Raw genomic sequence first — 25507 nt, 5'->3', positions numbered from 1 at the left:
ACGACCAAGATGCCGACGCTACCCCGCATGAGTCCTGCTCAGCGAGGCTTAGTATTAATGCTTGGTTTCGAATGAACACTACTTTGCGATTGAGCGAGGGCCATGGCCTCCGCGGTCCGAATAGCTGCTGCATCATCGGCATTAGCAAGCTTGAACTGGTTCACACCTGCAATACTTGCGCTGTCGGCTGCCCGCTGAAGCTCGGTGCGACGCTTAACCAACGAAGCATAGTCGATCGCGGCCGCGCTCAAACCGGTCAGGATTGGAAAGAGCAGAGCAACAAGAACGAGTACGCCACCGCTTTGGTCAGCGCAAAACCTGGATCCGCTCGCGGTGATTTTGGGGGCTGTCATGACATCAGCCTACCGGTTATGAGTTACCAATATCCTGATTAAGTAAGATAAACCACCGCTTACCGAAAAAGCATGGGTATCACACCCTGATTACGGTGATAGCCGTACTATCGTTATTTCTGTACGCGCCAAAAAACTTACCGTATACTCCATTGTATCAAACTTCATATTAATCTGGTTAGAATTTTAGATTAGCCCCTATATTTGGAATTATAGAGCAATGTATTGTTGTCATCCTGCTTGATCAGCAGTCGAGAAAAATCATTGCCCCTTTAGGATGCTCGCAACGATTGCATCAGTAGGATGCAGCCTCTGCTGCTGTCGCGAGAAAGGGGGAACACGATGAGTGAGTGTGCCAAAGACACAGAAGTTTCGGGGCTTACTGCCACTGAATGGGCTATCGTCGCCGCCTCGGTTGTGTCTGACCTCAGGAAAGTTCTGGAGGCTTGGCGTAACACGTCAGGTGTTGATCCTGAAACTGTAGCCCGACTTCACGCCGAGCTCGCAGCGGCAACGAAAAACAGCACGTTTGAGGGCTTCCCGATGGAGCGCGAAAAGCGCGTGATCGATCTTGCGATTGGGCTTACAGATTTGGCTTTCGCGGCCTCAGAGGATCTTCCGAACGCTGAAGAAATAAGATCTCCTAAACTATAAGTTTTTCTGGAGTTGTCGCAAGCTGCGCATAGGCCAAAGGAAAAATCGGTTCCCTCTTGGCTTCAGGTTAATTCAACACCTGAAGTTCGAAGCAAGCCTCAAACAGCTGGTTTTCCTCGCAGGCGGTCCACGCGCAAGTGATACTTAAGCCCTCGCGCAGCCAGGAAGCCGACAGGGCGAGTAGTCGAAGCCCCACTAGCGCCTCGATCTGTATTGTTGCCTGACAGAGGGACGAGGAGCGCTCCGCGTGACTGAGGCCCCAAAGCACTCAGGAACTTCGGCCGGTTTCATGAGCGAAAAAGCTTCGCCCCTTCAAACGCACATCACATCCTAAAAGGGAAGCGGCCAGGGTTTCCCCCAGCCGCCTCATTCCTCATGATACTTTCTTCCGCAAGATATGTAGGTACTGCTTTATTTGGCGGGATCAAAGATCGGTCTGCATATCATTAGGGCATAGATCTATTGATTTCAGCCGTTCTACGCTGCTCGCACCGCCGCGATGAATTGACGTATCTCATGTGTAAGGCGCTGGGACTGTTCACCAAGCGACGCCGCCGAGTGTAGAACCTCGTCCGCAGTACGCCCCGTCTGCTCGGCCGCATCTGCAACACTCGTCACATGCTCAGTCACGTCCCGCGTTCCGGCTGCCGCCTGCGTAACGTTTCGCACGATTTCATGCGTCGTTGCAGCTTGCTCTTCGACAGCGGCAGCAACTGTCGCCGTGACGCCGTCAAGTTCCGTGATCCGCGCGTTGATCGTTTCAATCGCACCGACCACCCGGTGGGTCGCATTCTGAATCGTAGCGATCTGACCGTTGATGCTCGTCGTAGCTTGTGCGGTTTGGCTTGCCAGCGCCTTGACCTCTGCAGCGACCACCGAGAAGCCGCGCCCTGCTTCGCCCGCCCGTGCGGCCTCAATGGTGGCGTTGAGCGCCAGGAGATTGGTCTGGCTTGCGATCTGCGAAATCATCGCGACGACGTTTCCGATCTCAGCCGCAGCTCCGTTGAGTTCGTGCACCACCTGGGCGGTGCTCTGCGTCTCGTTGACAGCAGAACGTGCAAGGCGTGCGGCTTCCTCGATTTGGCGACCAATTTCCTGAACGGTGACGCCCATCTCCTCGGTGGCGGCGGCAACGGTCGTAACATTGGCTCCTGCTTCATGAGCCGCGGCCGCGACCGACGCCGATTGGGTCGCCGTCTGGCTCGCGGTCCCGGCCATCGTTTGCGCCGTCGCCTGCAACTCCGAGGAAGCCGAAGAGACGTGACGGACGATACCATCAACCGCGCTCTCAAACGCCTGAGTTGCCGTATCCACCCGCTCAGCCTGACGCATCTTCCGGCTTTGCTCGTCGCGCTGCTCTTCGCGAAGGAGGTGAGCCGCCACGGCATTGTCCTTGAAGGTCTGCACCGCTTGAGTGATGTCGCCGACCTCGTCCCGCTGCTGAGTGGCGGGAACGTTCACTTTCAGATCTCCGCCAGCGAGGGCGAGCATGCTCCCGGTCAACGAGCGGAGGGGGCGAATGGCACGGTACGTCCAAACGGCAAAGCCGAGGCCGACAAGGCAGGCCAGGCCACAAAGGCTGATCATCAGCATCATGAAGGTCTGCGAGATGGAGCGGACATCACCGCCGATGGCTTGGTTGCGCGCTTCTTGCAGATCGATGAACTGGTTGATGCGACCGAGCCACTCGACGAAGGCGGGGCGCGCCTCTCGCATCAGAGTATCACGAGCCCGCTCACCGTGACCGGATCGCTGATCCTCGATAACGCGCTGGAGCAGCGGAAGCGTCCGAGCTTCGGTTTGTTTGATGCTTTCGAGGATTGCCCGTTCGTCTGAGGACGTTCCAGCGACATCCGCGAACATCCGATCCATTTTCTCGGCAGACTGTGCGTAAGCTGCACTGAGGCGGGCAATATCTGCCAGAACAGCGTCGCGCCCGGCTTGATCGCTGACGAGGGTAAAGTCCCGAAGACTGATCGCGCGATCATGGACGCTGCCACGGAAATTGATGGCGTATCTCTGCTTGACTGAGTTTATATCATTGATAGTGTTTAGGCTCGTATCGATGAGGGAAACTTGTCGGATGCCATAGCCGGTAAGTGCAACCATCATCGAAAATAGAGCTGCGTAACCTATGAGTACCTTTGATGTGAGTCGAAGGTTTCTGAGCATTTTCTTCACCTGCACAAATAGAAATAGCGAGCTACCGTTCAGTTTTGCTCGTTCTCGTGCTGGTTTAAGGGGTTCCACTTAAGGCGAGCTTATAAAGCACCACTTCACGGTTTCGTGATGGGGGTTATTCCCATTGGAAACCAGTGGAATGTCAGATTTCATCGAACATAGTTTTTCAAGCGAGCCATCGTGATTCACAGGTACCTTGATGGGATTGTGCTTAAGGGCAGCTCGTGGACTGGGAGTGTGGCGGTCGTGACAAGGCCACCTGCGAGCGCCTGATCGAGCGGCTCACACGCTGGCGCACCCGGCTCTACTGCATAGACAATTACGCCGTCTATGACGTGCTCCTGCACGTCGGGCAGCGTTATGTCGGCAAGGACGAAACTCACGGCATCGAGCGGGACAACGCGCGTCAGCGGCGCTGGCTGGCCCGCTTCCGACGTCGCTCCATCGTGGTCTCGAAAACGCAGCGGATGGTGGACATTAGCCTCGCACTATTCGCCCGCTTCGCCGGGAACAGCAGGATCAGCGACCTCCTATCTATGCTCGCCTAATACCCTCCACAACTGGTGTCGTCGCGCTGCTAGCCACTGCTAGGTTCGGGGTCGCTAAGGCCGGAGGCGTCGCTTATTGGGCACGTCGCATGGGTTGAGGGTCGCCGTCCAAGGTTCGGCGGTGTTAATGCCGCTCTGATCGCCGGATTTGTACCGTCCCCAGGCTGCCACCTTCGAAGGCAAGGCGTTGAGGCGGCTCCGTATGCCTGGTTCGGATCTCCGCCACCGCCCCATCGATGGCGGCGAAATTTGCGTACCCCTCCATGTGCAGATAGCCGGGCTCAAACTCGGCCATGGCTTGCAGCCCTACCCAGTCCAAGATGACGAGGCGGCGATTTTTGAGTTCTATCAGCTGTTTATGTCTGAGTTCCTGAAGCGAACGATTGACGTGCACACCTGACAGACCAGAGATCTCGGCAAGATCCGTCTGCCTCAATGGGAATTCAAAGCTCTGACCTTGTGTCCGCCCAATAACGCGGTGGCGGACATACATCTCGCAGAAGAGATGCGCTAATCGTTCGACGGCGGTGCGCGTCCCGACGTTCATCAGCCATATTTGAAGGGTCGCCTCATTCACCAGGGCGCTCGTTTTTAAGGCGCGCGCGAGGTTTGGATGCTGCTGGAACCTGCCGACTACCTCAGGCGGGATCCATGCAATCCGACAGGGGGAAAGCGCCTCGACGGAATGGCACATCTTATCTTGGAGAAAAGTCTCCAGATCACAGGTATCACCAGGGATGAGGAGCGCCAGGATCTGACGCCGGCCGCTGCTACGTAATTTGAAGCGACAGGCCAGCCCTTCCAAGATCAGGAAAGCGCCGGAGGCCTCATCGCCTTCAGCAAGGAGGGTGGAGCGTGCGTCAATCCGTTTGGATGATCCGCTGATCTCCTGCAGGAGTGTTCGCTCAACATCCGATAGGTGGGCGAAGCCTTCAAGTTTGCGGATTGCAGGGTTTTGCGATTGCACTGAGTTGGGCATTGATAGTTTGTGCAGTTGTGCACACCCCTTGGCGCATTGGATCGATAGCCCAAAACAGATCACAATTTTGTTAAAAGTCAAATTCTGTATTCAGGATTTTCGTCCTCCATTTGATGGATGTCTCACGCAAATTTCTCTCCGCGAAAATTGTCAAATTGCGAAAAATTTAGCTCCTGCGCCCTCTGCAAAATGGAGGCGAGAACAGGCTTCCTGGAAAAGGATGAACGCCTATGCCGAAGGTCAAATAGGCTCTGGTCGCGGCTGGAACGCCCGTCCGGCTAGAGGTCGTGCCCCGGCGGGATCTGCGCCGGGAAGATGCCGCCCCCTTATGTCGGGGTCAGCACCACAAAGTTCGACACATGCGTGAGGGACGGGCGCATGCCCAAGCCCTTCAGGATTGATGCATGCGTGATCTGGGACCTTCGACGACTGGACGCCGCGATCGACCCACTAAGTGAACCTGTTGAGGTGGACACTTGGATCGACTTCGAGTGAAAGGAGCTGTTCCCTCCCTGTCGTCAGAATGCCCTAAGGGGCATCACAACCGAATAAAAGCATGTCAGAGAACACAGAAAATCAGACCACCGACTTCATCGACCTCGCAGGTGAGATCGTCTCCGCGTATGTGTCGAACAATCCCGTCCGGCTTGGCGATCTGCCGGATGTGATCCGCCAAGTTCACGCGGCGCTTCAGGCGCTGGCGACAGGAGCCGCCACAGCGTCGCCGGAAGCCGAAATCGAGAAGCCAACAGCGGCGCAGATCCGCAAGTCGGTGACGCCGGAGGGGATCGTTAGCTTCCTGGACGGGCGGACCTACAAGACCCTGAAGCGCCACCTCACAGGCCATGGTCTTGATCCGCAAACCTACCGCCAACGCTATGGCTTATCGCCCGACTACCCCATGGTGGCTCCGGAATATGCGGCCCGACGCTCGGAGTTAGCTAAGTCCATTGGCCTCGGCCAGATTCGTGGGCGGGAAGAAGGCGTCGAGCCAAAGGCCAAGGGCCGCGGCAAGGCAGCCTGAGCTCAGTCACTGGCATCTCAGCAGGCGGAGTTGCGATGCTAGCTGCGTTTTTCCCGGCTATGAAAAAAAGGGGCGAGGGGTATGCCAAGCGGTGCCTCTCCTCCTGGCACCGATGCCCTCTAGGATCGCCCAGGATGCTCAAGGACGGCCGAGGACCGAAAATCGCACCCACTCCCTGTTAAGTCGAGCGCCCCTGCTTAGGCTCGCCGTGTCGTCCGTTTCCCGTCCCCACGCATGCGCGCACATACGCGCGCTCGCGCGGTTACGATGGGTTTGCGCCCCGGTTCGCATCAAAAGGGTAAGTTTGATTGGGGAAGCCAGACGGTAAACGGACGTCTGGATAGACCGTCCGACGCCGCATCAATCCCGATTTGAGCCCGGGCCGCCATGGCGCGGATGAGATCCCGCTAACCGCGCTCGGGCATCCTACCGACGAGCCAAGTTGCGTACCGGCTCGCATGTGAGATGGACGATCCTACCCCGCCGGTTCCGTGAGCAGACCGGACGGCGGGGGCAGGCTTCCTGCATCGACCGAGAAGCAGATCCCGGAGCCACGTTATGCCGGTGAGGATCGACCTTGAGCTTCTAATCACTCTCGGCATTGTGCTCGGCGCGCTGGTGGAGATCGCCCGCGGCTGGACTGATAGACCCCACCGCTAGACGGCTCTAGTGCCGCCGCAAGAGGTCCATGGTGGCCAAGAGATAAAACCGCACCAGCTTCCTCATGCCAGCCTCAGAACGACCATGGCTGCGCAAATGAGGAGTGTGCCGACGAGTGTGAGTTCAAGGCGCGTCATGGGCGCCCAAGAACGCAACCCCCAAGCCACTGGTATACCACACAGGTTAAATTCACGAGATCGTGAGCAAAGCGCATTTGGCCCTATGGCGTCGGCAAGGCACGTCTCCTATTCCGTCCGGCCTGCAACAGCCGCCGGCCCCCATGTCAGCCTCACCGAAGTCTAAGCTTGTCCCCGCCGATCCGAAGCTCTGGCGCCAGGGCTTCCTCGACCTCCGTCCGAGCGTAGTCCCGTGCCTGGGATTCACGCTCCAGTCCTGGGGCGGCGCGCACGAGAGGTGCATCGACTTCCTGGACCGCTGGGCAGATGAGGCCGTAACCCTCGGCTGGACCACGCTGGATCTGTTCGGCGTCCATCCCGAAGGCGGCGCAATCCGCCCGGATTTCTGCGGTGCGCTCGTGCTTTCGGATGCCCCGGTCACGGCCATTACTACCAACCGCATGGCCTTCCTGAACACGGCCTACTATCGCGACACGCCCGGCCGCCCCAGCGGCGCGGTACCGCTATGGGCGTTCGGCCGATGACGCTGGCCCGCCGCGTGCTATCCCGGCGGCACGGCTGATTTGAACGCGACGACCGGCGATCTCTGCAAGGCGAAGGCGATCATCGAGGCTGAAGTCGTCGCAGCCGTCGATGCCTTCATGGCCGATCCGATCACCACGGCATTCCTGTTCGGCGATGGCTACCGCATCGACCTTGCCGAAGCCGTGAGCAGCCATGAGTGGGCAAAGGTAACCGTTGCGAGCAAGGACGCGACCGAGCACTTGAAGCGCGTGGCCGTGCGGACCGCAATCTTGCTGGCGCGGCCTGAAAAGGCTTAGCCCCGACTAGTTACAGTCGTAGGTCTCAGCCATGGCAGGATCTGATTTCAGCGTAAGCGCGTATGTATCAATGCTGGATATAGGCAGGGCGACAGAAACAGGCGGCCTTGTAATCATAACGATGCCGAAGGCTGCACTAGCAATGAACATTGCGATCCCGAATGAGACAATGGTCTTCATTTAAATTTCCATCGGTATGGCGATTTATAAAAATCATAGTCCAGCTATATAAATAGCCGATACATTGTTTTTAAATCTTCAGCAATCCGTCAAAATTGAATACATCGCATAAATTTTGGGCGACGGGTGTCAACGAAGTGCTGAATGTTTATCGGTGCAGTGAGGCGTCGGGCAATTTATGTGCAGGCATGCAGGCGAAGGCTGCAGTTTGAAATCGAAGATTGCTTATCTACCAATGTGCCGCCGCTCAGCCGGCGACCCCTACTGACCTTCGCACATTGCCTAGGCTGAGCGATCGGGAGATCCCTTCAATGCCCCAGCCTTCGCGTGGCAGGCTAGCCCGCGGCACAACTTCAAGCATGTGCCGTTGGCAGCCCTGTCACCTGCGTGGTGTATCGCGGGCTGCGCATCTTGAACTTCGTCGACCAAGTTCGCTTCTCCGTGAGCCCTGCTCGGGCCGGCACGACCGCGCCCCGGCCGAACAGCTTGCCGCAATCAGAATGCGCGTTCTTGGGGTCATGCGGACGAGAACCCGGCAAGCTATGGCAGGGGTTGACCTCTGACATCCGGCCAAGAGGACATGGCATGGCAGCTCAACCCGAGACCGACTACGATTTTCGACAGCGGATCATGCGTGTAGCCGAGGAGGTCGACCGTCCCATGATCAGCCTCGCTCTGAAGCGTGATCTTGATGTCATCGGAAGACGGTACGGACGCTTCAGGTATGGCGTGGCGCTCGCAGAGACAGAAAACCCGCCGCGGCCGAAGCCGGGCGGGTGAAAGGCGGGCCGCTTCACGAGCGTGGGGCGCTGATTGATCCGCAGCCGAAGAGAGGGTGCAACAGCTGCCTTGTGCAGGGCTGACGAAGTGTACGAGTTCGCACCAAAGCCTCTCGCTTCACCTACCGAGCCACAGGGCTTTAAGGCAATCACGATTTCCCTCGACAGGCAGCGATGCACTCGCCAATCAGGGCTGATTGAGCCGGAGAAGCCCGTTGGTCAGATCGTCAGAGCTTGAGCTGCATGCTCGCGCACGGGAGCTGTTCGAGCATGAGAACCTGGGCCGTCTATGGCGTGCTCCGGTCGGTGCCCCGGCCAACTCACCGGCGTCTCAAACGGCCGCCAGCCTCGTTGAGCGACAGAACTACTTGGTCCGCATACGCGCTCAGATGCGCGATGAAGGCGCAGCGATGGTCACCGAAGAAGAAAGTCTGTCTGAGGCACTGGGCGGCCGAAACTACGTTCTGCCGCAACGCTAGCGGGACGAAGCGCGGTCGATCTCAGAAGCCGAACCACCGCCGAACTGCTTCCCGCCACCACGGCTTAGACATCGCGTCTGCAGCATCCTTCAGAGCTTCACGGGCCGGGCCTGTCGATTGTTGGGGGAGATAGCCGAGCATCTGTGAGCCGCCTGATCCGGAAAGGTGGCAGAATAGCGAGATCGAGTGCGCGACGAGCTGCGGCCGGTTGCCTTACCTGAACTGATTGCGAAAAACCGCCTCGGATTGTTTCGGGCGGGTGCAGGTAGGGATAGGGAAGGAAGGCTATCATGGATCAGGAAAAGACCCCGACCCTTGAAACAGCGCGAGAGTTCATCCTGGAGGCGCTACGCGCATATGTTCACGACCCCGCCGACAGCGACTTTCAGGCCGGCTACCTAACCGCCCTGTATGTGGTTGGGATCGAAGCCCTTGGAATGGAGCTTGAGGGGACGCCAGAGCCTACCAGACCACGGCAAGCGCCTTCGTACCTTCGCCTAGTGAAGTAACCCTAGAACGGCGTCCCCTTGACCATGAACCGGATCACCGTCTCGCCGCGCGTGAGCGGCCAGAAAAACCCGCCACGGATTTCTCCGGGCGGGTTCGGTTCGATTACGTTAAGGCTGAAAGTAACTGAGGCATAGCATGTCGACTTAATGCTATTGTTAAAACTCACTCAAAGTGTCGCCCAAAGCAGCCATCTGCTCTGCTCGCGATGGTTCTGTGCCTTCAAGACTAAACGCACACAGTTGGCTTGCCCTGCCTAGCACCGCATGCCTAATGTCTGCCGCCAAACGGGCCGGGTGGCCCGGAATTTGGTCCTTGGATGCTGACAAAAACGCGACTGAAATGGGCTTGCCTTACTTCTTCCTGACGACGTCAGGCTTGCCCCCCGGAGAGGCCTATGAGCGATGGCGCACACTCATGGCGCCGTTATACGAGGTCAAACCGACGACGCCATCCGCCGTTCTGCCTTTCGGCAGCAACATCGCGTACCAAGTCGGTGATCTCGTTGCTCACCGCACACTGCTTTCAACTCAGCGTCTTCGGCGGGACCGCCGACGCGTCGACGCTGGGCCTGACCACTACACGTTCCAACTCTACCGTTCCGGTCGCTTTCGAGGCACCATCGCCGGCAAAGCGGTCTCGGCCTCATCTGGAACCATGACGCTCATTGGCCGCCGTCACTTGATCGATGGTATGCTCGACCAAGCCGATACAACTGGTATCGTTGTCCCGTGCAGCCACCTCCACGGGCTACCGCTCGAAGATCATGACCTGCTCTTTGATGCGGTCCGCAATCGGTTACTGGCCACGCATATTCTGGATATTTATCGCCGATTACCGACTACTCACCTCAACAACGCCTCGGCCATCGTTAAGGAGTTCGTTGCTTTCTTGCGCCGCCTGCTCGATCCTTCCCAAGCCACTGACGTGCTGGAAGGCCATGAACTCTACGGCGGTCTGCTCGCACTAGCGAAGGCGATCGTGCAGGAAAACCTGTCACGGGCCACACTGTCACCCGAGTTTATCGCCGGACAAATGCAGATCTCGCGGTCCACGCTCTACAGAATGTTTGAGCCTGAGGGAGGCGTGATGCATTTCGTGCAAGGCGAGCGCCTAAGGGCGGTGCGCGACGCCCTCTCTGATCCGATGGAAAGACGCACCATCACTCGATTAGCGGAGGTGTATGCATTCAACACTATCTCGCAGCTCAGCCACAGCTTCCGCAGTTGCTACGGCACCTCGCCTCAGGCTTGGCGTAGCGAGCGTCGTTTGGCTCAACGAAACGGTGAACAGGGGTCGTTGCAGCACGTCTGGACGTGGCTACGTGAAACGTAACAGCCTCATCGGGGAAGTAGTAGTTCCGCGGCGTAAGACAGCGAACTGCATCAAAACGGCGTCGTTCTTATTACAGGCAGGGGGCACTTCATGCTGCTGATTGACGACGTCCATGCAACCGGATGGCGCTCCTGTCTAAGACTCACCTACATCGCATTCCAATTTCTGCTGGTGGTCGTTCGTGATTTCTGGAAGCCTGATCCAATCCGAGCCGCATCCCAATCGGATCAGCGATCATAAATCCCAAACAGCGCTCCCCCAATGGGCTTGAGCGTCAGATTTACGGTCAATACTCCAACAACACTGAGCCATGCATCCGAAGTACGCACGCTGCTGGTGGATCATGCTGCGACTGGCATTCAATAAGCTGTGGCAAAGTAGGATGGTTTACGAAAACTTGGGGTCTGCGGTAGATTTCCACCCTTTCCGTCCGCCTGTAATTATTTACGCTGACATAATACGGGGATAATTCCGAAGTAAAAATGATCTTAGAACTGGATGCGCGTTAGAGATCCCGCAAAGCAGACGAAAATCTATGATGCGGCGTGGTATGTGATGATCAGTACGTGGAGAAAAAGGCCCTATTTCATTGCGTTCGCAGGATTACTTGGCGTTCTTGGCTGTATTCAGGCACATGCTAGCTTCTCGAACGTCGCCGGCATCGTCATCCAGAAAGCCAGACAATTCGGCTTCCAGGCGGTCACCTTGCGAGCCGGCGGATCCATCGTGCTGTCCAACGAAGAAGCGACGGCCGTCCACCATGCCTATATCGAGGCGGACGGCATCCGGCGCGACTTCGGCGACCAGGCCCCCGGCACTCGCACTACGATGCTGTTCCCGCAGCGGGGCGACTTCCTCGTCCTGTGCGGCGTCCATCCGAAGATGAAGCTTTCCGTCCACGTGGATTGAGAGATGGGTCGTCGGGGATGTTAAGGGGCGAGTGAGTGCCGCCCGGAATTTGATTGCGATCGGAGATTGGTTCTCCTTGTTGGGCAAACCGAAGCTGTCATCGCCTCAGCCCGTGCGTTGGCTCCCTTTAGCCTTCGCACGCCGGGCGTCGCGAGCCTTTTCAGCCTGAGCCAGCCGGGCACGTAGGGCTTCGTTCTCTGCGTGCTGTTCGTCCGCGTCGACAGCTAGCTCGACGCATTGACCGTGCACGTCCGCGAGCTGCTGGCACAACTCGGCGTTCTCGACAGCGAGGGCCAGAAACTCGGCAGTGCGCTGTGCCGCGTCGTGCATGCCGTCCTCGATCCAGCTCAATGCCGAGACGCCGGGTCACCCAGAGCTTCCAAGCGTCGCCATCAGGAACGACGCGGCTCCAAGCCGCGACAAACGTAGGCTGAGCGTGCGACCGTCAGCGGAATAGCGGGAGCCCTGCTCCCAGCAGGCATAGGCCCCCAATCAATAAGCTGCCGCCAACGCTTTCGAGGATGGCTTGTTGCCGAGGCCGCTGCGCAGCGACGCTAGCCGAAATCACCCCTGACACCAGACACACCAAGCTCAGAACCGCCATTCGCATCTCCCTGCCTGTTTCTCGCAGGCAGGGGTTAAGCAAAGGGTGCCGGGCGGGTTAACCATCCTCAAAGGCCGGTTAACAATTCATTAGCGTCCAAGGGAACTTTGTAGGAAACTACTGAGGCGGGCGGGTGCCCGCTTATGTACCCCTGAGCATCTCCTCATGCGTCTGCTTGCTCCCAGCTGGCTCCCCTCACGGCTGGCGGTATGCCTGTCCGCGCCTCTGCTGCTGCTGGGGGTTGGTGGCGCGAGTGCGCACGTGAAGTGGTTCTGCGCCTACGATGTGGCTGGCCAACCACGTGGTCTCGAACAGGTGCTCTGTGCCGAGTTCGAGTGGCTCGTCGGCCTGTCCCTCGTGTGCTTGATGGCCGGCTGCCTGATGGAAGGCACGCCTCTCGGAACGTACCTGCTCAACGCCCTCGACCGGGTAACTGCTCGGCTGCGCACGGACACGACCCTGCTGGTTCGGGCCACGCTGGGCTTCTTCTTCGTGTCGCTGTGGAACCTCGGCGGCATCATTCTCACACCTGAGCTGAAGACCGACCTTTCCTGGATCCCGTGGCTGCAGCTCGGCATCGCCGCGATGTTGATCTGGAAGCAGACGCTCCCCCTTGCCGCCCTTGGCATCGTGTTCTTGTTCGGCTTTGCCACCTGGAACTACGGTGCCTTCCACCTGGCCGATTATCCGGTCTTTCTCGGCATTGCCGCCTACCTGACACTCGTCAGCTTCGATCGCACCCTGTTTGGTCTGCGTCCCCTCGACGTGGTGCGGTTGAGCGCTGCCGTCACCCTGATGTGGGCTTCCGTCGAGAAGTGGGCCTACCCGCACTGGACCGATCCGCTGCTGACGGCCAAGCCTGAAATGACGATGGGCTTCTCGAACGAGCTGTTCATGAATGCAGCTGGCGTGATCGAGTTCACCCTCGCCTTCGCGCTGATCTGGACCCCGCTGGTACGTCGCATGAGTGCGATCATCTTGACCGCGGTCTTCGTCTCAGCGGTGTTCGAGTTCGGCAAGGTCGATGCGATCGGTCACTCCGGCATCATCGTGGTGTTGCTCGGTATCGCTGCTGACGATGCGCGTGTCGCGGTGAGAGCCCGAAGCACAATGCTGGTGCCTGCCTACTACGCCGCGGCCCTCGCGTGCTTTCTCGTCCTCTACTATGTCGGACACGCTGCGCTCTACGGCGGACTTCCCACCATCCCGGTGATCTGAGGGGTCGTGCTGGGGCTTCACTCCGCCGGATGCGACAATGATCGGGATGTTGGGCCATCGCCTTGCAGCTGTCCGTGCCAATTCGAAGCTATCTCGACCGCCGGGCATCTGAACGTGGGTGAATAATAGGACAGCAACTAGAATGCCGAAACCCGGCTACGGCGAATCCCGATCGCCTTGTACGATGCGTCGGTAGCCTGGGCCTTCGTATCCTCAATCCGTTCGCCCCTCGGGGCGATCTTGCCGAATTGCTCGATATGAACTCCGACAAAGTTGCCCTTGCGCCACGCAAGGGAAACGCGACAGACGAAATCCTTTCCCAAGATTTTCAACATGAAGACGTCCGGCAGAGGACAAGAAGCAGGCACACCGATCTGTGCGCCCGTCCTTGAAACATCCTTCACATTGCAGGGTATTTCGACACCGTCCAAAGTGCGGATGATCGCAATCCAATTAGTCTCAGCGCGGGGCGCTCTTAGAACGAGATCCGAGTCATCATCGTACATGTAAAGGCCACCGCCGCAGATATGCGGAATTCTGGTTTCCCACGATCATGTTAATGACTTAAGCAGGAACTTAGGCAGTCATTCCTCCAGCTGCTCACAACGCCGTGAGCGGTTTGAGCTTTGCTCGTAGCACTTAATGCTTTTTAATAACCTATCCTAAATTCCATATGATACCCGCGGCATGACTGAATCGCCCATTAACACCTATCCGTACACTCTCCAGGTCGAGCCGAACCCAAGACGCGAAGGGATCTGGCAATGGGCTATCCGAAAGCACGGTAAGCTAATCCAGCGCTCGGATCGCGATCATCCGTCCGAAGCACGGGCTAGGGCACAGGGCTTGAGCCAGATCGAGCGGATACTCCACGGCGGAGACGATGGGCACTTCTAAGACTCAGCTCACGTCATGATGCACCGGACACGTATCGCCACAGTACCAGGAATTCGACCGGATACCCGACAGATCTTTCAGGTTGCTATCCACCCCTTGCAGACCCTCGGAAGGTCCGCTTCAGGGCAGCTGGGCGGAAATGGGCGAGAACCGAGTCCACCGCGACGGGTGCTCGCGTCTCTCAAGCACACTGAACCGCGGCTACAGAAGCCTTGAGGTTTTCTGGGGAGAGGCCTGCCCCGTTCAGGCTTTTACAACGCGTCAGTCCCATCCTGACGCCGTTCGTCACGTTGGTGTCGCCAGAACGCCCGGACGGACAGGGGGCCACTCAAGGCCTGGAAGACTGCTCGATGCTGGCTCTCGTCCTCGACGACGCAGAGATGAACAACCTGCTGGTGGTCGCCGCGATACGGCCCATCCTGGGATGCCAGCCGCACGACTTCACCGTGCCGGCTGAGGCCCTTGCCTTCGCCCGGGCGCATGCCTCGGAGATCGGGGTCGTGATCACCGACTACGACATGCCCGGCATGAACGGCGTCGAGTTCATCCGAGCGGTCCGGGCCATTCCCAAGCTTGCGAACGTTCCCACCGTGATGGTCACGAGCCATGACCAGCGCAGCCTCCGACGCGAGGCGCTGGAGGCCGGCGCAACTGACTTCCTGGCCAAGCCGGCCGACCCGGTCGAGGTCCGCGCCAGGGTCACGAACTTGCTCGCGCTATCGCAAGCGCACAGGGCCATGCGGGACCACGCCGCACTGCTCGCCCGGGAGGTCGCAGCCGCCGTCGCCCTGGTCGAGGAGCGTGAACGCGAGATCGTGTCCACGCTGATGCGAGCGGCCGAGAACCGGGATGCAGATACGGGAGACCACATCGCCCGTGTCTCGGCCTACACGGGCCTGATCGCGGAGGCCCTTGGCCTAGGCCCCGCGGAGCGTCGCCTGATGAGCTTGGCGGCGACCATGCACGATGTCGGCAAGATTGCCGTTCCGGATGCCATCCTGCTCAAGCCGGGTCCGCTCACGCCCGAGGAACGCTGCGAGATGGAGCGCCATGCCGAGCGCGGTCAGCGCATCCTGGGCGGGAGCGCCTCGGAGGTCATGCGCCTGGCTGCCGACATCGCGGTCAGCCACCACGAGCGTTGGGACGGGACCGGCTATCCTAATCGTCTCAAGGGCGAAGCCATACCGCTGGCGGGGCGGGTGGTGGCCGTAGCCGACGTCTTCGATGCGCTCATCACCGAGAGACCCTACAAGCAGGCATGGTCGCTGGAACGCGCCCGTCGCTACCTAATCGAGAATGCGGGAGCCCACTTCGATCCACGCGTCATCAATGCCTTCCTCGACCGCTGGTCCCAGGTGGAGGGCGCCTTGTCCCCGACGAGGCTCCGAGACAGTGACGTCGCAGCAGCATGAAAGGGCTGGGTGGTCGGCGAGTGAGGGGCCGCGTCGGGCAAGGCTACACACAACCGGATTGGATCGGAGGCGTAACGTCCGTTTCCGCATTAGAGCCACGGTCCGGTTGGCACCCTTCTCTGACTCTGCCGCAAGCAGCCGAGAATGTCAGGAAAACGATCGGATACCCGACATTCGGCTGGTTAGGACGAATGTCTGAGTTGGGTGGAATGCGGTCCGGCTGCTTTCGATCGGAAGACGTCCTTAAGCGGCCTATCGTGAAGGCCATCGGGCATCGGCTAGTTGCACCACCAGGCACAGGCTGCCTAACCTCTCACCTCAGATGGACCAGAGCCTCCGCTTCTGAACACCGCAGACAGTCTCAAATCATTTGACGGCGCACAACCATCCAGAACCATGCCGATGCAATGTTACAATGTTGCGGAAAATGGCGTCCCCTCGATTGACTATGCGGCGGCGCCCAGCGAATGTCTGACCGTCAAGGTTCCTGCGGGTCGTCGGCTCGCGGGCTAAGAGGGAATTCGGGGTGCTCGCAAGAGTGCTTCCGAAGCTGCCCCCGCAACTGTCAGCGGCGAGCCCTTTCCGTTCATGGTCACTGGTGCGTCGCACCGGGAAGGCTGAGGCGAGGGTAACGACCCGCGAGCCAGGAGACCTGCCTTGCACCACGATACGTCTCTCGGGCGGGGTGTCCCGGCGGAGCGCATGAGCGGGCTCGGCTGCTGACGCGGCCGATCCCGTGAGGGCACCCGCTCGGCCGTCGCTCGACAACCTTGAGCGCACCGGTGCCCCTTCGTCCCAACCTGCCGACCTCGAAGGCCCCGATCGTGAGCCTGCCCGTTCCGGCGAAGCGTCGTCGGACGTCGGGGCATCGAGGATCGCACTACGCGCTCACCGCAATCCTCTCGGCAGCTGCGCCTTCCTTGGAGGCGCGGGCGCAGGAGGCCATCACGCTGGAGGAGCTCTCCGTGGAAGGGGCTGGCGGAGGTGCCCCGGCCGTCGCTGGTGCTGGTCCCAACCCGGGGATCGGCCTGATCGGTCCGACCCCGGGTTACCGGGCCGACCGGGCGGTGAGCAGCACGAAGACCGACACCCCTCAGCGCGACGTGCCCCAGATCGTCACCGTCGCACCGCGGGAGGTCATCACGGACCTGGCCGCCACCCGGGTAGACCGCGTCTTCAACTACACGCCCGGCGTGGCCCAGCAGAACAATTTCGGCGGCCTGACGGTGTTCAGCTACGCCATCCGCGGCACGACCACCTCGGAACTCTACCGCAACGGCTTCCCGATCAACCGGGGCTCGCCGCCGCCGCCCGACACCCAGAACGTCGAGCGGATCGAGGTCCTGAAGGGTCCCGGCGGCGGCCTGTTCGGGCGCAGCGACCCCGGCGGCCTCGTCAACTTCGTCACCAAGCAGCCGACCGCCGAGCGCTTCGTCGAGATGGGCGGCCTGTGGGGCTCGTTCGAGCAGTTCCGCGGCACGGTGGATGCCGGCGGCGCTTTGAACGAGGACGGCGCGCTCCTCTACCGCTTCAACTTCGCGGGCGGCCGCCAGGGCAGCTTCCGCGATTTTGTCGACAGCGACCGGCTCCTCGTGGCGCCGGTGGTGAGCTGGCAGGTCACGCCGGACACCAAGGTCACCGTCGAGACCGAGTTCCTGCGCAACCGCGTCGTCGTCGACCGCGGTGTGATCGCGATCAACCGGCAGCTCGGCTTCCTGCCAATCTCCCGCTTTCTCGGCGAGCCGGGGCAGAGCACCTATCAGAGCTCGGACACGATGCAGGTGCGTGTCGAGCATCGCTTCAACGCCGACTGGCAGATGCGGCTTGCCACCCACTTCAACACCGGCTCGCTGGTCGGGGAATCGGCAGAGGTCCGTGGCTTGGCAGCCGATAACCGCACCGTCCTGCGCGACCGGAACTTTCGCGATTACCGCTGGGATACCGCCATCGGCCAGGCCGAGGTGGTGGGGCGCTTCGCCACCGGCGATCTCGGTCATACCCTGCTTCTCGGCTTCGAGCGCGAGAGCACCGACAGCCGCGTGGTCTACGACCGCTCGAACTTCCGCGAGAGCCCCTACAGGCTCGACATCTACGACCCGCGCTACGGCCAGGCGCTGCCGCCGCTGACTATACGGCGCAACAACCTGGAGCGGGTCACCAACACCGCCCTCTACGCGCAGGACCAGATCGCGCTGAGCCCTGAGTGGAAGGCCCTGCTCGGCGTACGCTTCGACTTCTTCGAGCAGTCCTTCCGCGAGAGGACGAACTCAACCCAGTCGGAGCAATCGCGGGTGGCGGCCACTCCGCGCGCCGGCCTCGTCTACCAGCCCCTGCCGGAGCTTTCGCTCTACACCAATGTCGGCACCAGCTTTCGGCCCAATATCGGCATCGACTCGTTTGCAGTGGCACGCTCGGCCCCATTCGAGCCCGAGACCGGGATCGGCTACGAGGTCGGCGCCAAGCTGGATGTCTTCGGCGGCGCGCTCGGCCTGACGGCAGCAGCCTTCCGCATCGAGCGCGAGAACGTGCTGACGGCTGACCCCAACAACAGCGGGTTCTCGCTGGCGGCGGGGGGTGTGCGCAGCCAGGGCTTCGAGTTGACGGCCGCCGGCCAGATCACTCCCGAGATCAAGGTCCTGGCGGGCTACGTCTACGCCGACGCAGTGGTGACCAAGGACAACGTGCTCCCCGTGGGCGCCCCGCTCATCAACATCCCGCGTCACTCGGGCAGCCTGCTCGCCGTGCACGAGGTGCAGGCGGGCCCCTGGAAGGGCCTCGGCCTCGGCGGCGGCGTGCGCGGCGTCGGCGAGCGCGCCGGTGACGCGTCCGGTTCAGGCTTTGTCCTGCCGGCCTACATCGCCGTCGATGCCCTGGCCTATTACCGCTACGAGAACATACGCTTCGGCCTCAACGTCGAGAACATCTTCGACGCGACCTATTACGAGAGCTCGAACAGCGTGTTTCGGGTCTATCCCGGTGCGCCCCGGCGCTTCACCGGTACGATCTCGGTGCGCTTCTGATGGCTGGGGTCACGACCCATGCGGGCAACGTCGTCCTGGAGATCCAAGGGGCGGGCAAGCGCTTCGGCGAACGCCAGGCCCTCGACGGCCTCGACCTGTCGCTCCACCCCAGCGAGGTCTTCGCCCTGCTCGGGCCGAACGGGGCCGGCAAGACCACCACGGTCAACCTGATCCTCGGCTTCCTGAAGGCGGATGCCGGCACGGTCCGGGTCTGCGGTGTCGATGCCGGCGCCGACCCGGTCGGTGCCCGCCGACACGTGGCCTACATCCCCGAGCAGGTGGCGCTGTATCCCGGCCTCTCCGGCGTGGAGAACCTGCGCTACTTCACGACCTTGGCCGGTCTCAACCTGAGCAAGGGGACCGCCCGAACGCTCCTGGCCGAGGCCGGTCTCGCCGAGACTGCCTACGAGCGTCCCGCCGACTCCTATTCCAAGGGCATGCGCCAGAAGGTCGGCATCGCGGTGGCACTCGCGAGCCGTGCCCGGCTCCTCCTCCTTGACGAACCGACCTCAGGCCTTGATCCAAGCGCGGCCGCGGACTTCTCCACCACGGTCCGGGCAGCAGCTGAGCGCGGCACCGCCATCCTGATGGCGACCCACGATCTCTACCGCGTGCGTGAGATGGCCGGGCGCGTAGGCGTGCTGAGCCGGGGCCGGATCGTCGAGGAGATCGACCCCAGGACCCTCGACCATGTCGGCCTGGAGCGGCTCTACATCGAGCGGCTGGCGGGGAGCGCGGCGTGAGGCAGCTCGCGGCCGAACTCGCGCGCACCGCCCGCGATGCGCGCCTTCGCTGGATCGGTGGCGTCCTCGTCCTGCTCCTCACGGTCGCGGGCCTCGGCGCCTGGCGGGACGCCACGCGCTATGCCGGCGAGGTCGCCCAGGTCGCCGCCGCCGAGCGCGCGCGCTGGCTCGGCCAGGATGCCAAGAACCCGCACGCAGCAGACCATTTCGGGCTATGGGTGTTCCGTCCCTCCGCACCGCTTGCCGTGCTCGATCCCGGAACCGAGCCGTATACGGGCCGGATGGTGCGGGTCGAGGCCCACGTCTTCAATGACGCGGTCTACCGCGCCATCCAGGATGCCGGACCGCTTTCCCGTTCCGGCCTCGGCAGCGTGGCCGACATTGTCCAGCTCGTGGTGCCGCTCGCCGCCATCCTGCTCGGCTTCCCCGCCTTCGCGGCTGACCGCGAGCGTGGCACGCTACGTCTCGCGTTGGGGAATGGCGTTCCGCCGGGTCGGCTCTTCGCGGGTCGATTCGGCGCGCTCCTCGCCGCGCTCGCCCTCGTGGCGGGTCTTCCCATACTCGGGATCGGCACCTTCGCGTTGGTGGGCCAGGATGGTGTGGACTGGCAGTCCTTTCCAAGGCTCCTGACCTGGGTCGCGGCACAGCTTGCCTATGCCACCGTGTTCCTGCTGCTCGCGATGCTGGTCTCGCTCGTCGCCCGCACGGCTCGGTGGGCGCTCGCCGCTTCGCTCGCCGCATGGGTCCTCCTCTGCGTCGCGGCACCGCGTTTCGCGGTCGTCGCTGTCGACGCCGCCGCGCCTGCCCTGTCCTACCGGGAGGTCCGAGCCAGGATCGAGTCCGGGTTCCGGGCCCATCGGACCGCCGAGGCGAACGATGTCCGTACGCGCGAGGTGCTGGCCCGCTATGGCGTGAGCGACCCCGACGAACTGCCCGTGGATCTGCGCGGCCTGATGATGTCCGAGAACGAAAGCCACAACTTCGCGGTCTACGACCGCGAGCTCGGTGCTTTCTTCGACAGCCTCGCGACCCAGGACAAGGCCTTGGCCTGGGCCGGCCTCCTGTCGCCGCGGGTCGCCCTGCAGGCCCTCTCGCAGACGCTGGCGGGCACCGATTTCGGTCAGCACGCCCGCTTCGTCTGGGCGGCGGAAGCCTATCGGCGTGGAATCTCCGAACGCATGAACGCCGAGATCCGCGAACATCCCCAGCGCGGTGGGACCACGCTCGTCGCCGGTCCGGATCTGTGGAGGGCGATCCCCCCGTTCGTCCACCAACCTTTGCCGTTCGGGGGCGCGCTGGCGGACGCACGCGTTCCGGCACTCGTCCTCGCCCTTTGGCTCGGTCTGCTTGGCGCCCTGTGCCGGCCCCTGGTCCGGAGACTGAAGCCGTGACGACCGTACGGTTCCCTGTCCTTCTCGGTGCCGAGTTGCGCCTGATCCTGCGCGAGCGCCTGACTTGGGCGATCCTCGCCGCCCTCCTCGTGGCGCTCTGCCTGGCGGCGTGGACGGGTGCCGGGCGCGTCGCCGCGGAGCAGGCCGCCCTTGCGCAGGCCGCCGCCTACACCGGCCGGGTCGTGCGGGAGGCCAAGGCCGCCCATGAGCAATACGGCAAGCCCTCTTCGATCAAGGTGAACTACTGGCAGGACCCCACCGACGCTTTCGGCTACATGACCTACTTCATGGCCGCCTACGCAGTGAAGCCACCGACGCCGCTGACCGTGTTGGCGGCCGGTCAGTCCGACGTGCAGCCCGCGATCATGCAGGCCAGCTTCGGCTTCAGCACGGTCTTCGACGACACCGCCTACGAGCCGGGCTCGACGGCCCGGCTCAGGCTCGGCCCGTTCGATCTCGCCTTCGTGCTGATCTACCTCGTGCCGCTCGCGGTCATCGCGCTCGCCGGCACGCGGCTCTCCTCCGAGCACGACAGCGGCATCCTGCGCATGATCGCCTCGCAGCCTGTCGGGCCGCGTCGCGTGGCGAGCGCGAAGTTCGGGGCCGTCGGGCTGGTCGCTATCGCAGCCGTGCTCGGCGGAACGGTATTGGCGCTCCTCGTCTCGGGGGGCCTCGGACCGCTCGCCGGCTGGGAGGTCACGCTGACCCTGCTCGCGGCGGCGCTGGCCACCTACGTCGCCCTCTGGGTGGCCGCCTGCGCCCTGGTAGCCAGCCTATGGCGCGGGGGCGTCATCACCCTAGCCATTCTCGTAACGACATGGGCCATCGTCGCGGTTGCCCTGCCCACCGCGCTCGGCGTTGCGGTCGAGGTCCTCGCACCCACGCCCTCGCGGATCGCCGCCATCGACGCGAGCCGGCAGGCACAGGTCCGGTTCTACACAGGGGACGAAGGCGCACGGATCACCTCGGCCTGGCTTACTGGCAAGGTTCCGGAGGCCGTGCGCCGGCCGGGGCTGGCCGATGCGCCCGAGATCAAGCGCCTCGCCCGCGATGCGTTCTACGATGAGGCGCTGGTGACCTATCGGGATGCCGCACGGGATCATGCCCAGGCGTCGGCGTCATGGAGCCAACGGCTGGCCTTCCTGTCCCCTGCCACGGTCCTCGCACTTTCTTTGGAGATGGCGGCGGGGACCGATGCGGGGCGCCATTCGGCCTTCCTGGCGGCAGGGGCCGCATATCGGCGAGACCTGCGCGCTTTCTTCGAGCCTCGCATCATCGCCCAGGCCCTGAACGCCGTCCCGGTGTGCGAGGGCTGTCCTGCGCGTCTGAACTTTGCCGCCTACGACGCCGTGCCGGCTTTCGAAGCTTCCGTTCCAAGGACGTCCGCTGAAAGCCAGGCGCTCGTCGCCCTTGGCTGCCTGCTGGCAGGTACCCTGCTCCTGACCGCCCTCGCTTACCGTCGCCTCACAGAATGGCCCTCTTGATGTCCCTGAATCGGAACGTGCCACCTGAGTTGTACGGCCCGGCATCCGGCCGGTCCGGACATGCGTCCGCCGGCCGGCCTCGGCGCGGGGATGCCGGGCGCTGCGCCTCGTCCGCGCGGGCGCGGAGCTACGTTCACGGTCTCATGCCCATTCTCGACGCGATTGGCGGGGAGGTTGGCCGCACCCCCCAGTTCCTTGCTCAGGAGCTCACGCGGCTCGGGATTTGCAAGCCGCGCGGCGGCGCAGTCTGGACACATGTCGATGTCTGTCGGCTCCTGCACCGCACCGGAACGGAGAGCGCACGATGAGGTCGGCGTCCGCCGCAGACGCATCGAGCCTGCGTTCCCGCATCGTCTCGGTCGATGCCCTGCGAGGCCTCGTCATGCTGCTCATGCTCGTCGACCACGTGCGGGAGTTCGTCTACCTACACGTCCAGGTCCGCGACCCCATGGATCTTGGCCTCACCCCGCCGGCCCTCATCCTGACCCGGCTGACCTCGCACCTCTGCGCGCCGGCCTTCATCCTGCTCACCGGGCTCTCGGCCAGTCTCCATGCGCAGAAGCACGGCGACCGGGGCGCCACCAGCGCCTTCCTCCTCAAGCGCGGCCTTCTTTTGATCCTTCTGGAGGTGACGCTGGTCAACCTCGCCTGGGCCCACAGCCTTCCGCCCTCGATCCTCTACCTGCAAGTGATCTGGGCCATCGGCCTCAGCATGGTGGCGCTGGCCGCCCTGCTCTGGCTGCCGAGGGCGGCCCTGATCCTCTTCGCCCTGGTGGTGATGCTCGGCCATAATCTGTTCGACGGGCTCGTGCTCCAACCCGGTGACTCCGGCTACGTCCTCTGGTCGATCCTGCACCAGCGCGGCTTCCTCGAACTGCCGTGGGGCGCGGCGCGCACCTCCTACCCGGTGCTGCCCTGGTTCGGTGTGATCGCGGCGGGCTACGCCCTCGGCCCGCTTTTCGTTAGATCGGTCGGGCCAGCCACCCGCTGTGCGGAGCTCCTTATTCTCAGCAGCGGTGCGCTCGCCGCCTTTCTCATCCTGCGGTGCCTCAACGGCTACGGCGAGCCGGTGCCCTGGCAGACGGGAGCGTCGTTCCTAATGACTGCGCTCTCCTTCGTGAACCTCACCAAGTACCCGCCCTCGGCCGACTTCCTGCTTCTGACGCTAGGGCTTGGCCTTGGGCTCCTCACCCTGTTCGAAGCGGTGCCGGTGCGAAGCCTCGGGTGGCTGCGCACCTTCGGCGGCGCGCCGTTGTTCTTCTACCTTGCGCATCTCTGGCTGCTGCGACTGCTCCATGACAGCGCCTTGGCGCTCGGCCTCGGCGGAGCCTCCGCCCGGATCGAGGCAGGAGCCCCGGTGCAGATCTGGCTGGTCGCGGCGGCCCTTGCCCCGCTGCTCTGGCTCGCCTGCCGCTGGATGGTCGGCTTGAAGCGTCGGGCCGCATGGTCGGGCTTGAGCTACTTGTAAGCCCACCAGTCAACGGCTTCCTCCAGAGGCTCGATAGAAGCCTCACAAGGACTCCCGCGGGTCGCTAACAGGAGGGCCACTTAGGGTTGGTTTCCGCCGTTCCGCTTCGGAGACAGGTTCGCGAAAAGCCGCCGTGTGTGAGACGTAGAATAGTCGCCTTCAATTAGCGGCGGCACTTCGCGCGCGCCGATGTCTGATGCAGACCGCACGCCCAGGATGCCTCTGCCGATCAGCTTGATAGGACCCGCGCATAAGGGGGGCGAGTGTTCGTGTGATAATTCCTGACCTGAGCGTCAGCATAACTCGTTTGCCAACCCCATGAGCGACCCTCATCCTGTGAGCGAAATCTCACGAGAGGCTCATGAGCCCGTTCGTCCTCACCTGCGTGATGTGCGCAGCGATACTGCATGCCGGATGGAACGCGGTGCTCCGCGGCGGTGGTGATCGGCTGTGGTCCATGACCTTGATGATGATCGCGGTCATCTGCGTCACAGCGGTCGCTGCGGTGTTCGTACCGTGGCCCAACGCGGCAAGCTGGCCCTACGTGATCGGTTCAGCCATCATCCACACGGGCTACAACCTCTCCCTCGTGCGGACCTACCGCGTCGGCGATCTCGGACAGACGTACCCGATCTCGCGCGGGTCTTCGCCCGTTCTGGTCGCTCTGGGGGCGATGCTCTTCGCCCACGAGGCCGTCAACACCGTCTCCGCCATCGGCATCGCGCTGGTATCCGCCGGGATCATCTCGCTGGCCTTCCAAGGCAAGGGTCTTCGCGCCGACTTCCTCCCCGCTGCCCTGACCACGGGCGTCCTGATCGGAGCCTACACCGTCGTGGACGGCATCGGCGTCCGGCTGGCTGGGAGCAGCGTGGCCTACACGAACAGCATGTTCCTGCTCTGGAGCATCACCATGCCGCCCATCTTCTTCCTGATGCGCGGCAAGCCCCCGGCGTACACCGGGATGCAGACCGGGATGGCTCTGACCGGCGGTCTCGTCTCACTCCTGGCCTACGGTATCGTGATCTGGGCAATGCAGTACGACGCGATGGGCGTAGTGTCGGCGCTGCGCGAGACTAGCGTAGTCTACGCCGCCCTCATTGGGCGCGTGTTCCTCAAGGAGACACTAACTGCCCGCCGCATTGCATCCTGCATGGCCATTGCTCTGGGCGCAGCATGTCTTGCCTACTGACACTTACTACGCATCCGCAGACCGGACTACGTTGTAGTTAAAACGATCGTATTCCCGTCACTCCTGTGGAACCTGGTCCGACCGGTCTAAAACGCCACGTTTCTGTCGGGAAAATATGACCGGATTTCTATTGCAGATTAAACGCACTTAGATCACTATCCGGACATGCTCGTCGGATATGCCCGCGTCTCCACCCTCGACCAGAACCTCGACCTACAGCGCGACGCGCTGACCAAGGCTGGGTGCGAGCGCCTGTTCGAGGAGAAGAAGTCCGGCAAGGCCGGGACCAAGCGTCCCGAGTTCGAGGCGGCGCTCGCCTACCTGCGACCCACAGACGTGCTCGTCGTGTGGAAACTCGATCGCCTCGGTCGCTCCCTCGTCGAGATGATGCGGACGATCGACAGCTTGCGGAAGAACGAGGTCCACTTCCGCTCCCTCACCGAGCAGTTCGACAGCGACACGGCGCATGGGCGCTTTGCCCTGCAGATGCACGGTGCCATGGCCGAGTACTTCCTCGACCTCAACCGCGAGCGCA

The 25507-nt window shown here is 62.1% G+C and carries 22 protein-coding genes, 1 pseudogene and 1 riboswitch; of the genes and pseudogenes, 17 read left to right on the top strand and 6 right to left on the bottom strand.

Features of this window, described 5'->3' with window-relative positions:
- Positions 1-38: 38 nt before the first annotated feature.
- Positions 39-353: a pilus assembly protein TadG-related protein gene (locus CRT23_RS24910; RefSeq protein WP_103712245.1), complete on the bottom strand. Its 315-nt coding sequence runs from the start codon at positions 351-353 to the stop codon at positions 39-41.
- A 342-nt stretch (positions 354-695) separates the two neighbouring features.
- Between CRT23_RS24910 and CRT23_RS28065 the strand changes: the two genes are divergently transcribed.
- The gene (locus CRT23_RS28065; protein WP_146056501.1) at positions 696-1007 is read left to right on the top strand and encodes a hypothetical protein; all 312 of its coding nucleotides are present in this window, start codon (positions 696-698) and stop codon (positions 1005-1007) included.
- Positions 1008-1484: 477 nt separating this feature from the next.
- Here the strand turns inward: CRT23_RS28065 and CRT23_RS24905 are convergent, their stop codons facing one another.
- Positions 1485-3179 (bottom strand): methyl-accepting chemotaxis protein, encoded by a 1695-nt coding sequence (locus CRT23_RS24905; protein ID WP_103712244.1) that lies wholly within the window; start codon positions 3177-3179, stop codon positions 1485-1487.
- Between the two features lie 233 nt (positions 3180-3412).
- Here CRT23_RS24905 and CRT23_RS24900 point away from each other — a divergent pair, with 233 nt between their 5' ends.
- Positions 3413-3736 (top strand): IS1 family transposase, encoded by a 324-nt coding sequence (locus tag CRT23_RS24900; protein WP_103712243.1) that lies wholly within the window; start codon positions 3413-3415, stop codon positions 3734-3736.
- 124 nt (positions 3737-3860) lie between these two features.
- On the opposite strand, the gene CRT23_RS24895 is transcribed toward CRT23_RS24900, so the two are convergent.
- A complete protein-coding gene (locus CRT23_RS24895) occupies positions 3861-4796 on the bottom strand; it encodes a Crp/Fnr family transcriptional regulator (protein WP_146056500.1) in 936 nt (311 codons plus the stop codon).
- Positions 4797-5271: 475 nt separating this feature from the next.
- On the opposite strand from CRT23_RS24895, the gene CRT23_RS24885 reads away from it, so the two are divergent.
- From CRT23_RS24885 to CRT23_RS24875, 3 genes are all read left to right on the top strand, one after another.
- Positions 5272-5739, top strand: a complete 468-nt coding sequence (locus CRT23_RS24885; protein ID WP_103712241.1) for a MucR family transcriptional regulator — start codon at positions 5272-5274, stop codon at positions 5737-5739.
- A 940-nt stretch (positions 5740-6679) separates the two neighbouring features.
- Positions 6680-7060 carry a hypothetical protein gene (locus tag CRT23_RS24880; protein WP_103712240.1) on the top strand — a complete coding sequence of 127 codons (381 nt, stop codon included), beginning with the start codon at positions 6680-6682 and terminating at the stop codon, positions 7058-7060.
- Between the two features lie 39 nt (positions 7061-7099).
- Positions 7100-7357 carry a hypothetical protein gene (locus tag CRT23_RS24875; RefSeq protein WP_103712239.1) on the top strand — a complete coding sequence of 86 codons (258 nt, stop codon included), beginning with the start codon at positions 7100-7102 and terminating at the stop codon, positions 7355-7357.
- A gap of 533 nt (positions 7358-7890) precedes the next feature.
- Here the strand turns inward: CRT23_RS24875 and CRT23_RS24870 are convergent.
- Positions 7891-8019 (bottom strand): annotated as a pseudogene (locus CRT23_RS24870) (DUF4113 domain-containing protein); the annotation flags it as partial.
- 103 nt (positions 8020-8122) lie between these two features.
- Between CRT23_RS24870 and CRT23_RS28060 the strand changes: the two are divergent.
- The 3 genes from CRT23_RS28060 (at position 8123) to CRT23_RS24855 (ending at position 11546) form a co-directional block, all read left to right on the top strand.
- Positions 8123-8317: a hypothetical protein gene (locus CRT23_RS28060; RefSeq protein WP_146056499.1), complete on the top strand. Its 195-nt coding sequence runs from the start codon at positions 8123-8125 to the stop codon at positions 8315-8317.
- A 1300-nt stretch (positions 8318-9617) separates the two neighbouring features.
- A complete protein-coding gene (locus tag CRT23_RS24860) occupies positions 9618-10637 on the top strand; it encodes a helix-turn-helix domain-containing protein (RefSeq protein WP_245436569.1) in 1020 nt (339 codons plus the stop codon).
- Positions 10638-11135: 498 nt separating this feature from the next.
- Entirely contained in the window at positions 11136-11546 is a 411-nt protein-coding gene (locus CRT23_RS24855; protein WP_103712236.1) for a hypothetical protein, read from the top strand.
- 105 nt (positions 11547-11651) lie between these two features.
- Here the strand turns inward: CRT23_RS24855 and CRT23_RS24850 are convergent, their stop codons facing one another.
- Positions 11652-11897: a hypothetical protein gene (locus tag CRT23_RS24850; protein ID WP_245436568.1), complete on the bottom strand. Its 246-nt coding sequence runs from the start codon at positions 11895-11897 to the stop codon at positions 11652-11654.
- A gap of 418 nt (positions 11898-12315) precedes the next feature.
- On the opposite strand from CRT23_RS24850, the gene CRT23_RS24845 reads away from it, so the two are divergent.
- Positions 12316-13368: a hypothetical protein gene (locus CRT23_RS24845; RefSeq protein ID WP_103712235.1), complete on the top strand. Its 1053-nt coding sequence runs from the start codon at positions 12316-12318 to the stop codon at positions 13366-13368.
- Positions 13369-13505: 137 nt separating this feature from the next.
- Here the strand turns inward: CRT23_RS24845 and CRT23_RS24835 are convergent, their stop codons facing one another.
- Positions 13506-13874: a PilZ domain-containing protein gene (locus CRT23_RS24835; protein ID WP_103712234.1), complete on the bottom strand. Its 369-nt coding sequence runs from the start codon at positions 13872-13874 to the stop codon at positions 13506-13508.
- Between the two features lie 741 nt (positions 13875-14615).
- Between CRT23_RS24835 and CRT23_RS24825 the strand changes: the two genes are divergently transcribed.
- The 8 genes from CRT23_RS24825 to CRT23_RS24785 form a co-directional block, all read left to right on the top strand.
- Positions 14616-15677 carry an HD domain-containing phosphohydrolase gene (locus tag CRT23_RS24825; protein ID WP_103712232.1) on the top strand — a complete coding sequence of 354 codons (1062 nt, stop codon included), beginning with the start codon at positions 14616-14618 and terminating at the stop codon, positions 15675-15677.
- A gap of 464 nt (positions 15678-16141) precedes the next feature.
- Positions 16142-16352: riboswitch (cobalamin riboswitch) on the top strand.
- 221 nt (positions 16353-16573) lie between these two features.
- Entirely contained in the window at positions 16574-18697 is a 2124-nt protein-coding gene (locus CRT23_RS24820) for a TonB-dependent siderophore receptor (protein ID WP_181017460.1), read from the top strand.
- Entirely contained in the window at positions 18697-19440 is a 744-nt protein-coding gene (locus CRT23_RS24815; protein ID WP_103712231.1) for an ABC transporter ATP-binding protein, read from the top strand. The genes CRT23_RS24820 and CRT23_RS24815 overlap by 1 nt, the downstream gene beginning before the upstream one ends.
- Positions 19437-20831, top strand: coding sequence for a DUF3526 domain-containing protein (locus CRT23_RS24810; protein WP_103712230.1), 1395 nt, complete (start codon positions 19437-19439; stop codon positions 20829-20831). The genes CRT23_RS24815 and CRT23_RS24810 overlap by 4 nt, the downstream gene beginning before the upstream one ends.
- Positions 20828-22315 carry an ABC transporter permease subunit gene (locus tag CRT23_RS24805; protein ID WP_181017459.1) on the top strand — a complete coding sequence of 496 codons (1488 nt, stop codon included), beginning with the start codon at positions 20828-20830 and terminating at the stop codon, positions 22313-22315. Before CRT23_RS24810 ends, CRT23_RS24805 begins: the two co-directional genes overlap by 4 nt.
- Before the next feature lie 304 nt (positions 22316-22619).
- On the top strand, positions 22620-23783 hold the full coding sequence (locus tag CRT23_RS24795) for a heparan-alpha-glucosaminide N-acetyltransferase domain-containing protein (protein ID WP_103712228.1): 1164 nt from the start codon (positions 22620-22622) through the stop codon (positions 23781-23783).
- 361 nt (positions 23784-24144) lie between these two features.
- A complete protein-coding gene (locus CRT23_RS24790) occupies positions 24145-24972 on the top strand; it encodes an EamA family transporter (protein ID WP_103712227.1) in 828 nt (275 codons plus the stop codon).
- A 165-nt stretch (positions 24973-25137) separates the two neighbouring features.
- Positions 25138-25507: recombinase family protein (locus CRT23_RS24785; protein ID WP_146056498.1), on the top strand; the 370-nt coding region annotated here is incomplete at its 3' end.

Origin of the sequence: Methylobacterium sp. V23 (assembly GCF_002917135.1) — a bacterium.
Taxonomy (GTDB): Bacteria; Pseudomonadota; Alphaproteobacteria; order Rhizobiales; family Beijerinckiaceae; genus Methylobacterium.
This window is presented reverse-complemented; position numbering and strand designations above follow the sequence as displayed.